This is a genomic window from Crenothrix polyspora (assembly GCF_900163755.1).
GTDB classification, from domain to species: domain Bacteria; phylum Pseudomonadota; class Gammaproteobacteria; order Methylococcales; family Methylomonadaceae; genus Crenothrix; species Crenothrix polyspora.
Genome location: NZ_FUKI01000096.1, coordinates 52,509 through 70,444, shown reverse-complemented (window position 1 = coordinate 70,444; position 17,936 = coordinate 52,509). Strand labels below are relative to the sequence as shown.

The 17,936-nt window shown below is 43.3% G+C and carries 20 protein-coding genes; 5 read left to right on the top strand and 15 right to left on the bottom strand.

From position 1 onward, the window contains the following. The 12 genes from CRENPOLYSF2_RS06680 to ppnP form a co-directional block, all read right to left on the bottom strand. The coding region (locus CRENPOLYSF2_RS06680; RefSeq protein ID WP_140396819.1) for a DUF4277 domain-containing protein at positions 1 to 186 on the bottom strand (186 nt) is incomplete at its 3' end. A gap of 358 nt (positions 187 to 544) precedes the next feature. Then, entirely contained in the window at positions 545 to 2,359 is a 1,815-nt protein-coding gene (locus CRENPOLYSF2_RS06675) for a L,D-transpeptidase family protein (protein WP_245807928.1), read from the bottom strand. A 376-nt stretch (positions 2,360 to 2,735) separates the two neighbouring features. Further along, positions 2,736 to 3,671, bottom strand: a complete 936-nt coding sequence (gene thiL, locus CRENPOLYSF2_RS06670) for a thiamine-phosphate kinase (RefSeq protein WP_087143171.1) — start codon at positions 3,669 to 3,671, stop codon at positions 2,736 to 2,738. Beyond that, a complete protein-coding gene (nusB, locus tag CRENPOLYSF2_RS06665) occupies positions 3,652 to 4,107 on the bottom strand; it encodes a transcription antitermination factor NusB (RefSeq protein ID WP_087143170.1) in 456 nt (151 codons plus the stop codon). Before nusB ends, thiL begins: the two co-directional genes overlap by 20 nt. Continuing rightward, positions 4,107 to 4,583: a 6,7-dimethyl-8-ribityllumazine synthase gene (gene ribH / locus CRENPOLYSF2_RS06660; protein WP_087143169.1), complete on the bottom strand. Its 477-nt coding sequence runs from the start codon at positions 4,581 to 4,583 to the stop codon at positions 4,107 to 4,109. The genes nusB and ribH overlap by 1 nt, the downstream gene beginning before the upstream one ends. A gap of 71 nt (positions 4,584 to 4,654) precedes the next feature. After that, positions 4,655 to 5,758, bottom strand: a complete 1,104-nt coding sequence (gene ribBA / locus CRENPOLYSF2_RS06655; RefSeq protein ID WP_087143168.1) for a bifunctional 3,4-dihydroxy-2-butanone-4-phosphate synthase/GTP cyclohydrolase II — start codon at positions 5,756 to 5,758, stop codon at positions 4,655 to 4,657. Then, complete coding sequence (locus CRENPOLYSF2_RS06650; RefSeq protein WP_087143167.1) at positions 5,755 to 6,285, bottom strand: hypothetical protein; 531 nt, start codon at positions 6,283 to 6,285, stop codon at positions 5,755 to 5,757. The genes ribBA and CRENPOLYSF2_RS06650 overlap by 4 nt, the downstream gene beginning before the upstream one ends. Before the next feature lie 50 nt (positions 6,286 to 6,335). Continuing rightward, positions 6,336 to 6,992, bottom strand: coding sequence for a riboflavin synthase (locus CRENPOLYSF2_RS06645; RefSeq protein WP_087143166.1), 657 nt, complete (start codon positions 6,990 to 6,992; stop codon positions 6,336 to 6,338). A 12-nt stretch (positions 6,993 to 7,004) separates the two neighbouring features. After that, positions 7,005 to 8,090, bottom strand: coding sequence for a bifunctional diaminohydroxyphosphoribosylaminopyrimidine deaminase/5-amino-6-(5-phosphoribosylamino)uracil reductase RibD (ribD, locus tag CRENPOLYSF2_RS06640; RefSeq protein ID WP_087143165.1), 1,086 nt, complete (start codon positions 8,088 to 8,090; stop codon positions 7,005 to 7,007). Beyond that, entirely contained in the window at positions 8,087 to 8,539 is a 453-nt protein-coding gene (nrdR, locus tag CRENPOLYSF2_RS06635) for a transcriptional regulator NrdR (RefSeq protein ID WP_087143164.1), read from the bottom strand. Before nrdR ends, ribD begins: the two co-directional genes overlap by 4 nt. 212 nt (positions 8,540 to 8,751) lie before the next feature. Further along, positions 8,752 to 9,225 carry a LabA-like NYN domain-containing protein gene (locus tag CRENPOLYSF2_RS06630; RefSeq protein WP_087143163.1) on the bottom strand — a complete coding sequence of 158 codons (474 nt, stop codon included), beginning with the start codon at positions 9,223 to 9,225 and terminating at the stop codon, positions 8,752 to 8,754. A gap of 21 nt (positions 9,226 to 9,246) precedes the next feature. After that, a complete protein-coding gene (ppnP, locus tag CRENPOLYSF2_RS06625) occupies positions 9,247 to 9,561 on the bottom strand; it encodes a pyrimidine/purine nucleoside phosphorylase (RefSeq protein WP_087143162.1) in 315 nt (104 codons plus the stop codon). Between the two features lie 270 nt (positions 9,562 to 9,831). Between ppnP and CRENPOLYSF2_RS06620 the strand changes: the two genes are divergently transcribed. From CRENPOLYSF2_RS06620 to CRENPOLYSF2_RS06610, 3 genes are read left to right on the top strand one after another with little or no spacing between them, the layout of a single operon-like run. Then, on the top strand, positions 9,832 to 10,359 hold the full coding sequence (locus CRENPOLYSF2_RS06620) for a GbsR/MarR family transcriptional regulator (RefSeq protein WP_087143161.1): 528 nt from the start codon (positions 9,832 to 9,834) through the stop codon (positions 10,357 to 10,359). A gap of 58 nt (positions 10,360 to 10,417) precedes the next feature. Beyond that, positions 10,418 to 10,879, top strand: coding sequence for a thiol-disulfide oxidoreductase DCC family protein (locus tag CRENPOLYSF2_RS06615; protein ID WP_087143160.1), 462 nt, complete (start codon positions 10,418 to 10,420; stop codon positions 10,877 to 10,879). Positions 10,880 to 10,904: 25 nt separating this feature from the next. Then, entirely contained in the window at positions 10,905 to 11,795 is an 891-nt protein-coding gene (locus tag CRENPOLYSF2_RS06610) for an NAD-dependent epimerase/dehydratase family protein (RefSeq protein WP_087143159.1), read from the top strand. 36 nt (positions 11,796 to 11,831) lie between these two features. Here CRENPOLYSF2_RS06610 and CRENPOLYSF2_RS06605 read toward each other — a convergent pair whose 3' ends face one another. Continuing rightward, positions 11,832 to 12,389, bottom strand: a complete 558-nt coding sequence (locus CRENPOLYSF2_RS06605) for a DUF1415 domain-containing protein (protein ID WP_087143158.1) — start codon at positions 12,387 to 12,389, stop codon at positions 11,832 to 11,834. 205 nt (positions 12,390 to 12,594) lie between these two features. Between CRENPOLYSF2_RS06605 and CRENPOLYSF2_RS06600 the strand changes: the two genes are divergently transcribed. Continuing rightward, positions 12,595 to 14,982: a calcium-binding protein gene (locus CRENPOLYSF2_RS06600; RefSeq protein WP_087143157.1), complete on the top strand. Its 2,388-nt coding sequence runs from the start codon at positions 12,595 to 12,597 to the stop codon at positions 14,980 to 14,982. 246 nt (positions 14,983 to 15,228) lie between these two features. After that, entirely contained in the window at positions 15,229 to 16,209 is a 981-nt protein-coding gene (locus CRENPOLYSF2_RS06595) for a C-type lectin domain-containing protein (protein ID WP_087143156.1), read from the top strand. A 107-nt stretch (positions 16,210 to 16,316) separates the two neighbouring features. Here the strand turns inward: CRENPOLYSF2_RS06595 and CRENPOLYSF2_RS06590 are convergent, their stop codons facing one another. After that, on the bottom strand, positions 16,317 to 16,808 hold the full coding sequence (locus tag CRENPOLYSF2_RS06590) for a flavin reductase family protein (protein WP_087143155.1): 492 nt from the start codon (positions 16,806 to 16,808) through the stop codon (positions 16,317 to 16,319). Next, positions 16,808 to 17,662 carry a carboxylating nicotinate-nucleotide diphosphorylase gene (nadC, locus tag CRENPOLYSF2_RS06585; RefSeq protein ID WP_419185546.1) on the bottom strand — a complete coding sequence of 285 codons (855 nt, stop codon included), beginning with the start codon at positions 17,660 to 17,662 and terminating at the stop codon, positions 16,808 to 16,810. The genes CRENPOLYSF2_RS06590 and nadC overlap by 1 nt, the downstream gene beginning before the upstream one ends. Positions 17,663 to 17,936 lie beyond the last annotated feature (274 nt).

Here is a 17,936-nt window from a genome sequence, read left to right as displayed (position 1 = left end):
CAAGGTCATCGGTTTGTTGGAAAATCCTAAGCCATTGATAATCATGCCTGCAACCGTTTCACCAGCCGATAAGGTCTCTCCCTCATAAGTCCCTAACCGCCCGTCAATCAACTCGGCAATTTTTAAATCTTTGATGACACCGGCAACAATGCCTAAGTGGTCTAAGCGCTCTATGGAGTAGTTCATGCTTGCCCCCGTGTTTTGAGTTATTTTTCTGTGCCTAATTAAATGACAAGTCGGCACTTAAGTCTAAATCAAAATTTAACGGGAGGGTAGCCGCTCAATGTGAGTTCTTAGAATACAGCGGGCAGATTTGACCAAAATCTGTCCGCTGTTTTGTGTACTAAATTTTTGTATCTTACCCATACTGCCATTCTATGGCACATTCCCCTGCATCATCTTACAGCGTTTTCACAGTTCAATAGTTACAGCGTAACCGTTCGCACTGAGCTTGTCGAAGTGTGCCGTTCGTGCTTCGACAAGCTCAGTGCGAACGGTTACGCTGTAACTGTCCTAAGTTGAAAACGCTGTAAATCAATTCCGCTCACTGCATTAATTCCGCCGGCCTGGTATCTATCGTTTCTATTGCGGTAGGCGCGTCAAGTATGACTGTTTCAGGTATTTTCTTAGGTGGCGTAAAAATCACTAGATCAGATAAATCTTCCGGCTTTGCCAACGCGGTTAATAACGGCGCATCTTTATCGTAAATGTCAGGATAAAACATAAGATTATCCGCGCTATCAAAAAATGCAGTGCTGTAATAAAGTAATACGGGGATCGGCTTATCAAGTATCACTTCTTGCATTTCCGTGTGCTGCATTGCTTTTTTAATGGCTGTCTTATCCCAGCCTTTTTGATTTTTAAACACAAATTCCGCTAATTTTTCAGGTGTTTCAACACGCACACAACCGTGACTAAAATCACGTCTGGTTTTTTTAAATAAAGCCTTAGAGGGGGTATCATGCAAATAAACATCTGCTTTATTGGGGAAAATAAATTTTACTTTCCCCAGTGCATTGCTTTTGCCAGGTCGCTGCCGAACACGGAATACACCGCGATTTAGCTTATCTAGCGCCAGTTTAGTTAACGGCACAGGTTTAGCAGGATTACCATAATTAGACACAATTTCCATGTTCTGTTTGGCTAAAAAACTTTTGCCGTTCACGAGTTTGGGCAAAATTTCGTCTTTTAGAATGCTTTCTGGCACATTCCAATACGGCATGAAATTAACAAACTTCATATCTGCCATTAAAACAGGTGTTTGATTTTTTAATGATTTACCTACAACAACATTAATATTCAAGACAGTGGAATGCTCGGCTTCAATATCATCGAATGCCCATAATTGAAAAGCAGGAATATTGACGATAACCGCTTGCCCTGCGTCAAACTCCGGTAGCCAGCGCAATCTCTCCATCGCCAGTTTTATTTGCTCTAGTCGCTGAGTTATCGGAATATTAAGTGCGTTGATGGTATTTTTATCCAAAATACCGCTGGTAACTAAACCATTACGGTATTGGAATTTTTTAATAGCATCTGCTACTTTAACGGTATAGCGTAAAGAAACTGGCGTGTTTAAAGCGGCGGTTGGCGTGGTGGTGTCTTCTGTTAAATCGCCTAATGCAATCAAAAAAGCTTGTAATTCAGCAAGCTGTGGGTATTCATCATCTATGCGTAAATTTTTTTTAACCAAAAATTTAACCGGTGTAACAGCACTGGCTAACGCGGTGTAGGTACTAAGTGCGTGTTTTAAATTTGCGTACTGTTTTAATTTTGGCTCAACCTGCGATGGTAATTGCGCCAACGTTGCCAAATCCAGACTGTTTTTGATAAGCGCAGGCAAATCAAGTATTTTTTTAGGTCTGCGTTTTAAGTTAAAGTTGAGTACTTTGGCATCAACAGTACCATAGTGTAAATCATGAGCAAAACGCAATACTGAAAGACTTAATGCGGTGTCGTATAAGGCTTGTTGCAAATATGCGTCGGCGTTTAATTTTAATGCATCATTTAGTTTTTGCTGTAATAACGCAACATCATAATGTGCAGGATTTAAACCATACAAAGTCGCATTAGCCAATAAAGTCAGCGCATCATTAATATTTTTTTCTGAATTGGCTGTACCTAACCACAAGAGTTGGTTGCCCGCCAGCGCGTAAAGGGCTGCCAAATCTTGTGCGCGATTGGGGAAGCTAGAGCGGATTAAATACGGATTTTGCTCCGCTGCAATAATAGTGTTAATTTCTTTACTAATACCGGTTTCTTGCAGCGCTTGCTCTGCTGCCTGTAATGGTGAAACAGGTAAACTTAACAAGTACACTATTAGCAACTGCTGGGTACAATACTTTATATCGATTTTCACGATGTTCCTCGTGTGCTGATAGTAAATTTTGTGAGCATAAAAATGGATCTCAGGTGTTAATTATATACCCTCAGCACGCGTTTCTTCTAGCGATAAGCCTTGCAATACAAAGATGTAGCCAAAAACACACAAAAATAGTGGGTATTAGCGGCGTAGTATAGCGGTTATTGATAGACTGTGGCTATTGTGAGATTAATCATTACTTAATAAAAATTAATGGCTGCAAAATTTCACAAATATATTGAAAACTATCTAATAAAAAATGACTGTCATACCAAAATAGTACGTTTATTTTTACAATATAGTGTGAAAATCATGTTCTGCTAATATAGCTAATATTTTTCACAGTATCAGTAATAATGACCAATCTGTAGCATTATGAAAAATGTTCAAAGCCTTTCATGGCCAACGTTTGAACCCCCCCTGAACGGCGTAATCTCAAACCTGATTGTGCTTCGATAATACCAATTTTATGGCACGGCACGCTTAAATGGGCACTATTTTCAGGGCTAACGGTAAAACACAATTCATAGTCATCACCTGCGGTAAGCGGCAATAACCAATCGCCGGTATCGGCAATATAGTCTTGTGTACTACAAGACAGTGGTAATGCCTCCCAATCAAGGCAAGCACCGACCTGACTTTTCTGCAAAATATGTCCCAAATCCGCCGCTAAACCATCGGATATATCAATACACGCATGGGCAATATCAATTAAAGCCAAGCCAATTTCAACCTGTGGACTGGGACAATTGAATCGCTGTAAAGCGTCATCTGGATGATGACACACATAGCCCTGTTTTATTTTAAGGCCTAAACCGGCATCACCTAACGACCCAGTGACATAAATAAAATCACCGACCTTAGCCGCTGAGCGTGTTAACGCCTTACCTTGTGGCACTAAACCCAAAGCGTGTACGGTTAAAGTCAATGGCCCTGCGGTGGTATCGCCGCCGATTAAATCAACGTGATAACGGTTGGCCAGATCTAAGAAGCCTTGAGCAAACGCCGCCAGCCAGTCTTCATTTACGGTAGGTAAAGTGAGTGCCAAACTGACCGACACAGGCTTTGCGCCCATGCTGGCCAGATCGCTTAAGTTAACAGCCAGCAGTTTGTGGCCGAGTTGTGCAGGGTCGGTTCCGGCAAAAAAATGCACATTTTCCACCATTGTGTCAGTGGTAACGGCCAGCTGATAGCCAGAAGGTAGCGTTAATAACGCACAGTCATCACCTATACCTAATTGGGTACTGAGATTTTTGACGCGTTGTTGACAAAAAAACCGTTCAATCAGGTTAAATTCGGACAGTGCCATTTTTTGCAGCGGCTTTCATGGTAATTTCCGTGGCACGGCTTTGCTGCGCTACTTTATCTAAAATGCCATTAACATATTTGTGACTGCCATCAGCACCAAAATATTTGGCTAGATTAATGCCTTCATTTATCACCACACGGTAAGGCATGTCTAATCGGTGTAATAATTCATAAACACTGAGTCGCAAGATAGCTCTTTCGACCGGATCAATGCTATCAACAGGGCGATCGGTAAAGCAATTTAATGCGTGATCTATAGCATCGAGATGCTCTGGTACACCGTGAAATAATTCAGCAAAATAACTTTTTTGACAATCTTTTAGGCGCTCTTCTTCATGAAATTGAATTTCAATGCTCGTGATGGTTTGACCGGTCATTTGCCATTGATACAAGGCTTGTACAGCCGCTTTTCTGGCATTGGTACGCACTTGGCTCATCAGATTTCCAGGTTTTTAAACAAGCTGACCATCTCGATGGCAGATAAAGCGGCTTCTGCGCCTTTATTGCCGGCTTTTGTACCAGCACGCTCTATGGCCTGTTCAATGCTGTCAACGGTTAATACCCCAAAACTGACGGGAATATCGTACTGTAAGGCAATCTGGCTAATACCTTTAACACACTCACCAGCAACGTATTCAAAATGCGGCGTACCACCACGAATAACCGCACCCAGTGCAATAATAGCATCGTATTTTTTGCTGGCTGCAACCCGTTGTACAACCATTGGCAATTCAAATGCACCGGGGGCTTTAACAATATGAATATCGTCTTTGTGCGCCCCGTGACGCACCAACGCATCAATTGCACCGGCTTCCAGTTGGTCAACGATAAAGCTGTTAAAACGTGATGCGACCAGACAAAATTTACCGCCTTGCGCCGAAAAATGGCCTTCAAATGTCTTGAATGATGACATGGATACTCTCTGTTGTTGTGATTCGTTACGTGTAGGGTCTTTAATCGCGTTTACCGCGACAGTATGGCGTATTATCCCACATGCTCGGCCACTTCCAGATCAAATCCTGATAAACCGACGTATTTTATTTGTGTGCCCAGTACTTTCATTTTATGCACGCCCAGATCAGCCAATATTCTGGCTCCTGTGCCAGTCATGCGCCCGTCGGGTATGTCTGGGCTAATAGTCGGGTTACTAACACCATGATCTTCCAATTGATAACGATGAATAAGTTCTATTAACGCTTTATTGCTGTCAGTTTGTCTGATAATAACCAAAACGCCACGGCCTTCGGTGGCAATTTTTTGCATCGCCAAGCGCACCGATATATTGCCATCGCTGCGCTTAGACGCAAACACATCGTCCAGTAAATTACGCGCATGCACCCTGACTAAAACCGGTTCATCACCGGAAATTTGCCCCATAACCAGCGCCAAATGCAGATTATTATCGTTTCTGTCTTGATAAGCATACAGCCTAAAGTCACCAAATTCAGTGGGGAAAGCACATTCACTGATGCGTTCTAAGGTGTTTTCATGTTGAATGCGGTAATGGATTAAATCGGCAATCGTGCCAATTTTTAAATTGTGTTGCTGCGCGAAGATTTCCAAATCCGGTCGTCTGGCCATAGAACCGTCTTCATTGAGAATTTCAACAATAACTGCTGCCGGTTCAACTCCGGCTAATTTCGCCAGATCACAGCCAGCTTCGGTGTGTCCGGCACGGTTTAACACGCCGCCAGATTTAGCCATTAACGGAAAGATATGCCCAGGTTGCACTAAGTCATCGGCTTTAGCATCAAAGGCCACGGCACACTGTATCGTACGGGCACGATCAGCGGCTGAAATACCCGTGGTGACACCGGTTGCAGCTTCTATGGAGACGGTAAAATTGGTGGAGTGGGCAGTTTTATTTTCATTGGTCATCAATGGCAAACGCAGTTGCTGGCAGCGTTCGGCGGTTAATGTTAGGCAGATGAGTCCGCGTCCGTACCGCGCCATAAAATTAACATCTTCAGCGCGGGTGAAGGCGGCGGCCATAACCAAATCACCTTCGTTTTCACGGTCTTCATCGTCCATGATGATGACCATTTTGCCTAACCGTAAGTCGTCTATAATCTCTTCTATGCTATTCACGTCTTGTCTAATTGCCCTTTTGTCATAAAGTAACGGCGTTTTAAATCAGTTAAATTCTGTAAGGTGATCGCCGATTTAACCCAGTAGCTAGAATTAAATTCCAGACATATCGTACCGGGTGCTAAAAAATAAACCGAGCCGTTACACGGCAGTGGCAACTCATCTTTTTTAAACTTATTAAGTGTGGTTTCGATTATTATCATTCTTTTACTGGTGTCAGAAATACTAATCGCATTAATAACACCCCAGTCTAACAAAAAAAACTGGTTTTTGTCGTCCATTTTTCTGTAATAGATGCCTTTATTATCCGCACTGATGACAAAATCACCGTGTTGCTTAATCGCCCAAAAACCCACTAAAGGCACAGCTAAAGCAGCTATTAAAAATACCTGTAAAAAAATTGATAATGTTGTCCCCCCAAAAGGCAAATTAAGCAGCAACCATAAGTCGGCGCTATAAAAACACAACGAAAATAGTACCGGAAAAAAAAACATTTCAAGCGGCTTGTAGCTCATTTGAAAAGGCATAGTGCGCTGTTTTATGTATGCAGAAGCGATACATGTATAGGTAAGTTCTTTCAAAAGAAACCGCTCCTGTGTAATAAGTCTTCCGTTAAGTGACTATTATGGGTGGGTGAGTTGGCTTGGTTGTGCAGTAAGCGCTCTGTGTAGCGTGCTAATACATCAACTTCCAAATTGACGGCAGTGCCGATGACGGCGTTGTGCAGTGTGGTTTTTTGCAGGGTATGCGGGACAATGTTAACGTCAAATACTGAGCCGTTAACTTTGTTGACGGTAAGACTGATGCCGTTAATGCAAATTGAGCCCTTTTCAGCGATATACTTAGCGATAAGATCGGGGGCTTGCAGTTTAAAACGTATCGAACGGGCATCGGCTGTTTTGTCAATTACCTGGCCGATGCCATCAACGTGACCGCTGACAATATGACCCCCGATACGGGTGGAAGGCGTTAATGCCAGTTCTAAATTAACCGGTGAGCCGGATTTTAATTTAGCTAATGTGGTACACGATAAAGTTTCGTTAGAGACATCGGCGTAAAAATAATTACTGCCAAGCTCAACAGCAGTTAAACAAACACCGTCAACAGCAATGCTATCGCCTAAAGCACAGTCTGTTAACGACAGTGCCCCAGTGTCTATTTTTAAACGGCAATCACCTTTATAGCTTTCAATGACAACTATTTTTCCGATGGCTAAGATTATGCCTGTAAACATAAATACCTCCTGCTAGCGCGGGGTCAGGGTTAATCTTATGTCAGTACCTACGGCTCTGACATCACGGAGATGGAGCATTTTTTTATCGGCCATGCTGTGCAGCGTGGGCAGTGTAAACAAACCGCGACCTTGGTCGCCTAAAATATTGGGAGCCATATAAACGACAAGTTCATCAAGCAAATTGGCGGCCAGTAGAGCGCCGTTTAAAATGGCACCGGCTTCAATCAATAGATTATTAATGTGCTGCTTGGCCAAAAAAGTCATAACAGCTGTTAAATTAAGTCGGCCATTGTGACTGTCTATGCAAAACACCTCAAAACCAGCGTTTTCTAAAGCCTGTTGTTTAATGCTGTTGGGAGAGCAGGTTAAAATTAAACAGCGGCCAGGCGTATTAATTAATTGCGCGTCCACTGGCATTTTGAGTTGCGAGTCGAGTACGACTCTGATTGGCTGCTCGGCATCAAAATCTACCCGTGCATTCAGTGTTGGGTTATCAGCCAATACGGTATTAATACCGGTTAAAATAGCCGAACTTTCTGCCCGCAACCGATGAACGTCGCGTCGTGATTCTGCTGAGGTAATCCATTTGCTTTCGCCCGAGGCCAATGCCGTACGACCATCCAAGCTCATAGCTAATTTGCTGCGTATAAACGGGCGCTGCTGTGTCATTCGACTGATAAAGCCCCGATTTAAACGTTCAGCATCGTCTTGCAAGATACCGCAACTCACCTCGATACCGGCCTCGCGCAGTTTTTTAAGGCCTTGCCCTGCAACTAACGGATTGGGATCTTGCATAGCAACGACAACACGACTCACCCCCGCTGTGATTAAGGCATCGGCGCAAGGTGGGGTGCGGCCATAATGGCTACACGGCTCCAAACTGACATACGCGGTCGCCCCTTTGGCATTAACCGTGTTATTTAACGCGACAACCTCAGCATGTGCTTGCCCCGCTTTAACATGCCAACCTTCGCCAATAATCGTATTATCTTTGACTAACACACAACCAACACGCGGATTAGGATCGCTGCTGTATATGCCCTTGCTGGCTAAAACCAGCGCTCTTGCCATATACAGAGCATCTTGTGCGGGCTTCATTTTTTTTGCAAATGTTCAATCATGTCAGTAAATTCGCTGACATCTTGAAAGCTACGGTAAACTGAGGCAAAGCGTACAAAGGCGACGTGATCGAGGGCACTTAATTCTTTCATGACTTTTTCGCCTAAAGCATGCGTTGAAATTTCTCGCTCACCAGCGGCCATTAATTGTTTTTTAAGCCTATTAATAGCATCTTCAATAGCATCGCTGTCTACAGGGCGCTTTTCCAGTGCCTTGAGCATGCCTGAACGAAGTTTTTGTTCATCAAAATGTTCGCGTACGCCATCGCGTTTAACAATGCGGGGCATTGTTAATTCCGCCACCTCAAAGGTGGTAAAGCGCTCTTTGCAGACATTACATTCACGTCGACGACGAACTTGGTCGCCTTCATTCGTCAGTCTGGAATCGAGCACTCGTGTATCCTGTACCCCACAAAACAGACATCGCATAATTTTGCACTGCGCAACCACGCGCTAAATTTTGAGTTTCTAAAAACTTATTACTACTTTTTATAAAACGTTAAGGGCTTGATTATCTAAAAGCACATTATTGTAAATTTTCAAAACCTTGGTAACATATATATCACATATATTTAAATATTCAACGCACTGAGGTTATGAGCATCAGGCCGTCCGTTAAAGTAGTATTTGATAATTGTCTGTTACAAAAGTAATTTATCATCAATCGCAATAAACTGACTGGCGGCGCTTATCAGTGACGGTGCTGTCAACAATGGCACACCGTATACTTCGCTAGCAATCTGGTATCCTGTGTTCACTTTGTGCAGTAGCATATCGAAGTCGCCATCGCCGGATAGCAAAATAACGCTATCTACTTTGGGTGCATATTCAATCACATCCAAAGTAATGCCCACATCCCAATCGCCTTTGGCAGAGCCGTCACTGCGTTGAATATAGGGTTTTAATTTAACAACAAACCCGATGTTTCTGAGTATCTGCTGAAAAGCTTGCTGCTTGCTATCGTTTTTATCAATAGCGTAGGCAAATGCGGCCACAACGTCTTTATTGTTTGTGGCCAGATCCCAGAAAGCCTGGTAATTAAAATGGCGTTGATAACGCTGTTTTACCGTGTAGTAAATATTCTGTACATCGACAAAAATAGCCACCCGTTCCATATTAACTCGCTGTAAGCGGGGTTATTTTATAAAAGAACAGCAATAATCGGTGGCCGTTTTAATATTCACGGTAAATTTTGCATTGGCAGGCACATCAAAGGCTTGGCCACCTGATACGCTTAGCCAAGCATCTGTGCCAGGTAGTAATACATCGAGCTCACCGTCAATAATTTCCATTAACTCTTTATCTGCGGTGTTAAAGATGTATTCGCCTGGCAACATGAAGCCCAAAGTTTTAACCGAACCATCGGCAAAGCGAATAGTGCGACTACTGACATTACCACCAAAATATACATTGGCTTTTTTAACCACAGAGACATTATTAAATTCTGGCATTGGTATCCTTATGTAATAAGTTATAAATAAAACCTATCATCATAGCAGATATAGCCCATAAAAGTTTAAGCTTTCATTGACAATAACGCCGACAATTCTTACAAAACTAGCGCACAATGGCTAAAAATATTTTGATCGGGTACAGGCACTAATTCTACTGTTTTGCGCTAAACCCATTCAATGTACCGATAAAACCATGCTGATAATTAATACCACAAAATTCTTTTATTTCTGTATTGACAGAAATAAAAGAAGGTCTATAATCGTGTCATGATATTAAATCCTGTCGCACAAAAATTTGTTTTACATTGGGGAGAAATGGGCTCTAAATGGGGCGTTAACCGCACGGTTGCCCAAATCCATGCCCTGCTCTACTTCGCAGGTAAGCCGATGCCTGCGGATGAAATTACCGATACTTTAGGGGTAGCGCGTTCCAATGTCAGCAACAGTTTAAAAGAATTACAAAACTGGAATTTAATCCAGGTGGTGCATATTATGGGTGATAGACGCGACCATTTCATCACCTCCAGCGATGTTTGGCAGTTATTTAAAACAGTGGTACAAGAACGCAAGGAGCGGGAATTTGATCCTACTATCGTGCTATTACGCGAATGCTTGGCCAGCTCAGATTTAGACAAGGAAGATAAGCAAGCGCAGCTACGTATTCAAGAAGCCTTGGGGTTTATGGAGTCGCTCTCAAACTGGGGCGAACAAATGCTAAAACTGGAACCCAGTTGTTTATTAAAAATGATGACATTAGGCGGCAAAATCAAAGATATGCTTAATCTGCTTAGATAACCGTTTTTTACCTATGTATTTCTGTTACTACAGAAATATCTGAAATACTGGAGATGCCATGACACCAACCTATCCGCTGACCATTTACTTTGATGCTTCTTGCCGCTTATGTAGCAGCGAAATGCAAAATATCCAGCGACATGTCGTAAATAACCAGCTAATTCTTATTGATTGCTCTGCACCAGATTTCGATACCCGCGTGTGTACGATCAATAACATTAATCTTGTCGACATGATGAATCGCCTGCATGTTCAAGATACCAATAACCAGTGGTTTATCGGCGTAGGCGCATTTGAAGTGATTTACCAAACCGTAGGTATGCACTCGGTGGCTAAAATCTGGCGCTTACCCATTACCAGAATCTGGTTATATCCCTTTGTAGCCAAACACCGGCAAACACTTTCTAAGCTTGGTTTAGCGCAATTGTTTGAGTTATTTGTACGCTACATGGCACGCCGCGCTGAAAAACGCAGCCGCTTGTGTAACCAAGGCCGTTGCGCTGTTAACGATACCGTATAACCAATCCAGTTTTACCAAGGAGTGCATGATGAAAATATTAATTTGTGGTGCAAACGGCTTTGTTGGTCGCCATATAACAGCCGCCTTACGCGCAACAGAACATACTGTTGTACGCGGCGTTCGCAAGCCATCTCAGCCTAATGATATAGCGGTAGATTACAACAAAGACAGCCACAAAGAAGCGTGGCTAGCAAAACTTACTGGTATTGATGTGGTAATCAATGCCGTTGGTGTGCTGCGTGATAGCGCCAAACAACCGATGGCCTTGGTGCATGAGCAAACGCCTATCGCGTTATTTTCAGCGTGCCAACAAGCAGGCGTTAAACGCCTAGTGCAGATATCTGCACTGGGTGTGGATCAAGGTGTAGAAACCACGTATTTCCAAACCCGTAGAGCGCCGGAAGCTTTTTTAAACACACTACCAGACACCCTGCGCTATCTGATATTGCGCCCCTCGGTTATCTACGGAGATGACGGCGTGAGCGCAAAAATGTTTCGTTTTTTAGCCAGTTTACCCGTACACAGCTTACCCGCAGGCGGCAAACAGCAGATGCAACCGGTACATATTGATGATATCTGCACTGCTATTACACACTGGCTTGCAGATGATAACGCCCACAGCCAAACCGTTGCTGCCGTTGGCCTAGACGCTACCGATATGCGCGGCATGTTAGACAGTTATCGGCAACAATTACAGCACTCACACGCTTTACACGTTTACATTCCTGCATTTGTTATAAAACTGTCTGCCTTAATAGGCGATATTATTCCGGCCAGTCCTTTGTGCAGCGATACACTCACCATGTTAAATGCGGGCAATACTGGCGATGCCAGCGCATTTACCCAATTGCTGGGGCGATCGCCCCGTAGTTACCGGACATTTATCAGTGGCGATAGCGCCGGTGTCAAAGCGTGATAGCCGGTTTAGTCTAACTATCCTGCCTCTTAAATATCAATAACACGCTACTAACAAGTCTCGCATTTTAGCCAGCCCCATTTTTCGCGTTAAGACGACATTTTGCTGAGGAATACTTTCCGGATCAGCTACGTTAATCAAGGCGCGTTCAATACTGCTTTCGCGTAACAAATGCAGCATAGGATAAGGCGAACGATTGGTGTAATTGGCCGGATCGTCAAGCTCTGCGCCGTCGAAACAGTAATTTGGATGAAAGCTGGCGAGCTGATAAATACCGTCATAACCTTGTTGCGTTAACAACGCCTCCGCATACGCTAAAAAATCCAGATAATCTTCAAAATCTGCAAATGCAGTACTGTAAATCAATAAACTGGTTTCAATCGTTTCATCGGTATCCAGGCGTTCGCATTCATCTATTAACAATTGTAAGCAAATATCCGTAGCGGTATCATCTACCGTGCTAAAACGAATACTATTACGTGTTACAGTTTGTTTAGCAAAAGGACAAAAATTATGTGCGATGACAATAGATTTTAACCAGATTTCGGTAGCTGTTTTAGGACTGTGCAAGATTAATACCTCATCGAAAATCATAAAAAACCCCTTAAATGCATATGTAAAGGTCTGAAAAATTAAGCAGATTAACACAGGCAAACTAAATTGCACGACGGATTAATTTTTGTGATGCTGTTCGCAACTTTCAAGTTTAAATCTCTTTAAGAAAACGCATTAACTACACTTTTGGCGTACCCGCCTTATCTGCAAGACGGCATTTATTACACGTTAAGGACTTTAGATTATGGCAAGTACTCAAAAAATACACGGTTCATCTGACAACAATACCTTAACAGGCAGCTCGCGTAGTGAGGAAATTTATGGCTTGGCAGGCAACGACAGCTTAAATGGTAACGCGGGTAACGATATTTTATTCGGTGGCGAAGGCGCAGATACCTATATTTTTGAGAAAAATACGGGCAAAGACATTATTGAAAATTATGACAAAGACCATAGTATAGATACCGTACGGTTTAGCCAATTATTACCAAGCGCTATTACACACGCACTACGCGATGTGGCCAAAGGCAGCTTAACCTTGGTTTATGGCACAAATCAGTTAGTAATTAAGTATCATTTTTTTGGCAAGGATACTCAAATCGATCAGTTTGTGTTTGCTGATGGCACACGCTGGACGTTTGACGATAAAGCCATTGCCCATAAATTGGCCGCCATAAAAGGCAGTGCTGGTAATGATAAAATCATGGGAGCCTTCGACTGGAATGAAATCATTGATGGCCTGGCGGGTAATGACCAAATAAACGGTGCTGTAGGCAAAGATACACTACGTGGCGGCGCAGGCAATGATCTGCTTGCCGGTGGCGAAGGTAATGATAACTTACAAGGTGGTACGGGTAACGATGAACTGTATGGTGAACAAGGTGACGACAGTTTATCCGGTGGAACAGGAAATGATTTACTCATCGGCGATGAAGGTCGTGATACGCTAAAAGGCGAATCGGGTAATGATAAAATCTACAGCGGTAATAGTAATGACACGCTAATAGGCGGCGCAGGTAATGACTATCTTGACGGCGGCATTGACAACGACAGCTTAACGGGCGGCTCTGGTAAAGACACACTGGTAGGCGGTGAAGGCGATGACAGCTATTACATTACCGATTTACAAGACACCGTGTATGATGCAGCGGGCAATGATACCGTTTATGTTTCGGTAGATGATTACAAGGTACCTAATAGCATTGAGACCATCGTTTTGGCCAAACATGTGCGTCCCCTGCCCTATTTTATAAATAATTTACTAAACGGCGGCGCTCAACTGGGTATCAATCAGGCACAAATTATTACCTACAGCTTTGTCTTTGCACAACAATCTACTTTAAAAAACTTTGCCGCATACACCCCTGCACAGCAAAGCGCAGCACGAGAAGCCCTGGCAAAATACAGCGCTGTAGCGAATATTACCTTTATAGAAAAACCCGATAGCACCGATGTCAAGATGCGTTTTTATCGGGATGACTTAAGTTCTATTGGTTTTCAAGACAGTGCAGGTTATGGTAGCTACCCCCCTGAAAGTGATATTCACATCAATGTAAAAACACAAGATATGTCACTGGCTTCTGGAAAATTGAATGGCCATTTTGGCACGCTATTACACGAAATAGGCCATACCTTGGGCTTAAAACACTTGTTTGAAAAACCTATTTTAGGCGGTATTGAAGACAGCACCGACAATACCGTAATGAGCTATCAGTTTGGCAAATACTATGCAGTTGATTTGGGTTTGTTTGATAAGGCGACTATACATTATTTATTCGGTGTTAACCCCAGCGTAAGGCTGGGCAATACCCAGTACGCGGTTACCGAACATTATATCTGGGATGGGGCTGGCACAGATACTATTAATGCGAGCAAACAAACACTCGCGGTTACTATAGATTTAAAACCTGGCAGCTGGAATTATGTTGGCGCAAAAGCCGCCAGTATTTTAGCTAAAAATCAATTTTTTATTGGCCACGGCACGTTGATTGAAAATGCGATAGGCGGCAGTGCTAACGATACCTTAACCGGTAACGCGCTGGCTAATATACTCTCTGGTGGCAAAGGTAATGATCGATTATCCGGCAATAACGGTAACGATAAACTGATGGCCGGCGAAGGCACAGATGTACTCATTGGAGGTCTTGGCAAAGACAGCTATGTGCTAACCGAAGCAACTGCCGCGCAAGATACTGTTATTGTTGCGCTGGGCGATAGCACGCTGGCACACCGTGACCAAATCATCGACTTTAAACTAACTCAAACAGCGGCTTTAAACAGCGTAGATAAGCTGGACTTACCTAGCACACACATTGCCGAAGATGTAGCTAAAGTAACGGGGAATCATACCGGCGTTTTAAAGAGCCACCATATCAGCCACGGCTTAATTAGCTTTGATGACAGCAATACCTACACCAGCGCACTGACCATTACGCAAAGCAACTTTACCGATGCACTGCACTATGTACAAGCCAATATTCACAGCGTTGGTAATAGCGTCGTATTTAATGCACTGGGTAACAGCTATGTATTTCAAGACGGGGCAATCGATACACTGATTGAATTAACCGGCATAACCAGCAGCGGTTTAACGCACACCGGATTGTTAGCCGGCGCTATTTTAATTGCCTAACGCCATATACAGCGTTTTCACAGTTCAATAGTTACAGCGTAACTGTTCGCACTGAGCTTGTCGAAGTGTGCCGTTCATGCTTCGACAAGCTCAGCACGAACGGTAAGCTGTAACTGTCCTAAATTGAAAACGCTGTAGGTTTTATAGTGCGCTAAGCATTTGCGCTAAGCACTGATTATGACTACACTTTAAGAACCAAGCCCATAACTGATATTTACATTCTTACTTACCCCGCAAGTACTACCCATGAAAAAAACTATGATTGATAATAAAAACGCATCTGTATTTAACCGATGGGCAACAGGCGTGCTTTTGGTAAGCAGCGCGCTGTGTGTTGTTAATGCACAAGCAGATACTAACAAATTAAAGTGGGCGGGTAATGGCCATTTTTACCAACGTTTTGATCGGGCATTTACCTGGAATGATGCCAAAACTTACTGTGAAAATTTGAGCGGGCACTTAGCAACCATTACCTCTGAACAAGAAAACGCATTTATTGGCACTAAAATTATGCCGACAAACTCAGTAGACTATTATTTTTTGGGTGCCAATGATGCGCAACTGGAAGGCACTTGGAAGTGGATTACCGGAGAACGATGGGATTATAACCATTTTTACAATGGCCAACCCGAAAACAGAGATACCGAGGATTATTTAGTCATCAACAGCTATTCTTATTATGATTATTCCTGGTACGACCAATATGATTCCAACACGCAAACAAAAGGTTTTGTGTGTGAATGGAGTTTCAACAATGTCGTTGCATCTACTGCACTGCCGGATACCAATGGTAATAGATCAGCGGATTTGGCTGTATTGTATGTCGATTACAAAACCAGTAAACACAGCGTACACATCAGAGACGGCAGTAGCAAAAAAATACTGAAAACAATGGCATTTGAAACCAATGACAGACCGCCGTTAGGTGTGGTGGCGTTGGCGGATATTAACGGCAATGGCAAGCCCGAAATTGCTGTGTTATATATCGACACAGAATCCAGCGCACCGCGTGTGGGCATTAAAGATGCGGCGACAGGCGTTACTTTAAAAGATTTTGCCGTACTAGGCTTAAACTATACTCCCAAAAATATCACCTCCACCGTGGATGTTAACGGTAATAAGTCGAGTGAAATTACTATGCTTGGCGTAGATGGTGCCAATGGTAAATCACGCTCAGAAACCCGCGATAGCAAAACCGCCGCCATTATCAACTTTGCTGTTTTCTAGCGCTGAACGCTTGCTGGTGTGTCGGCTGGCACGCCAACAAGCCTCCTGCCCTGCTTTCTCTAACAAATAGGGAAGTCACTTTTTACCCAGCGCAACATTTATAAATATTATTTTGCGTCCTGATAAAATTTTTCACTGCCATCCATAGTGCCAGTTTGGCCGTACAGCAAAGGGCTACCATGCTGTAGCTGCCGTGCGGCCAGCACCGTACAAATCGCAACTTTATGATCGCCCGCATCGGTATAATGGCTGACCTTGCAATCAAAATACGCCAAACTTTCCGATAAAACAGGCGCACCGCTCTGGTCAGTATGCCAGTTAAAACCTGCCATTTTATCTGTTACGCCGGAACGACCAAAATGCTCGGCAAGCGCGTATTGATGCTGCCCCAAAACATTCACCGTACAAACACCACCCGCTTGCAATACCTGGTAAGAATAATGCGCAGGATTAATACTAATAGCCAACAGCAGCGGGTTAAAAGACACTTGCATTACCCATGCTGCGGTAAACGCGTGTCGCAGCTCACCGGATGCTACGCCAACCACATAAACGCCGTGGCTGAGATAGCGACACACATCGGCCAGGTTTTCGCTCATTAATGCACCAGCGTAATACGCATGGATAAATCAATCGCTTTAATATTTTTAGTCAGTGCGCCAATAGAAATATAATCAACACCGGTTTGCGCCACGGCTTTTAAATTCACCAAACCAATGTTGCCAGACGCTTCTAACTCTACCGTGCATGCATTCAATTGCACCGCCGCTTTTAAATCAGATAAACTGAAATTATCCAGCATAATACGATCTGGCTTGGCAATAAGCGCATCCAATAATTCTTGCATAGACTCTACCTCCACTTCCACTTGCGCATTAGTTTGCGCACGGGCAATCTGCACTGCTTTAGCAATTGAGCCTGCGGCTTTAATGTGGTTTTCCTTAATCAAAATGCCATCGTATAAACCAATGCGGTGGTTATAACAGCCGCCACAGGCAACTGCGTATTTTTGCGCATCTCGTAACCCAGGAATAGTTTTACGCGTGTCCAATACTTTACAATCAATACCGGCCAAAATCTCCGCATATTGCCGAGAAACCGTTGCTGTCGCTGACAGCGTCTGCAACAAATTTAACGCGGTACGTTCACCGGTTAACAACGCGCGTGCAGCCCCATGCAAGGTACACAATACAGTATCTTTACTGACCGATGCGCCTTCGCTGGCCAACCAGTTAATATCAATATTGGCATCTAAGGTTTTAAAAACCTCATCAACCCATGGTTGACCACACAACACCATATCTTCGCGGGTAATGATTTCAGCAGTCGCGTATGTGGTTTCAGGAATAATTTTGGCGGTAATGTCACCTGAGCCAATGTCTTCTTCCAAAAAAGCGCGAACATCAACGACTTTTGTAGGATCCATCATCAGTTTATACATAGGGCTGGGCATTTTTTTCATAGAAACTCTTAAGGTTATGCAGATACAGCAAATAATGCTGGGAATGTGATGTGTATTTTTTAGACGTTTAGTCTACTGTACGCGGATTGACTATAAATTTAACGCGGACAATACGAGGAAGGCAAAAAAATCAGCTTTACTTTAGGATCGTGCATAAAACCACGTTGAGCAACGACAGCGACGACCTGAGTTTATTCTATGCTTATTACTTGGCTTAGGCAAGCTTAGCGCCGGTTTAACCTTAAAGTATGGCACTTTAAAATTA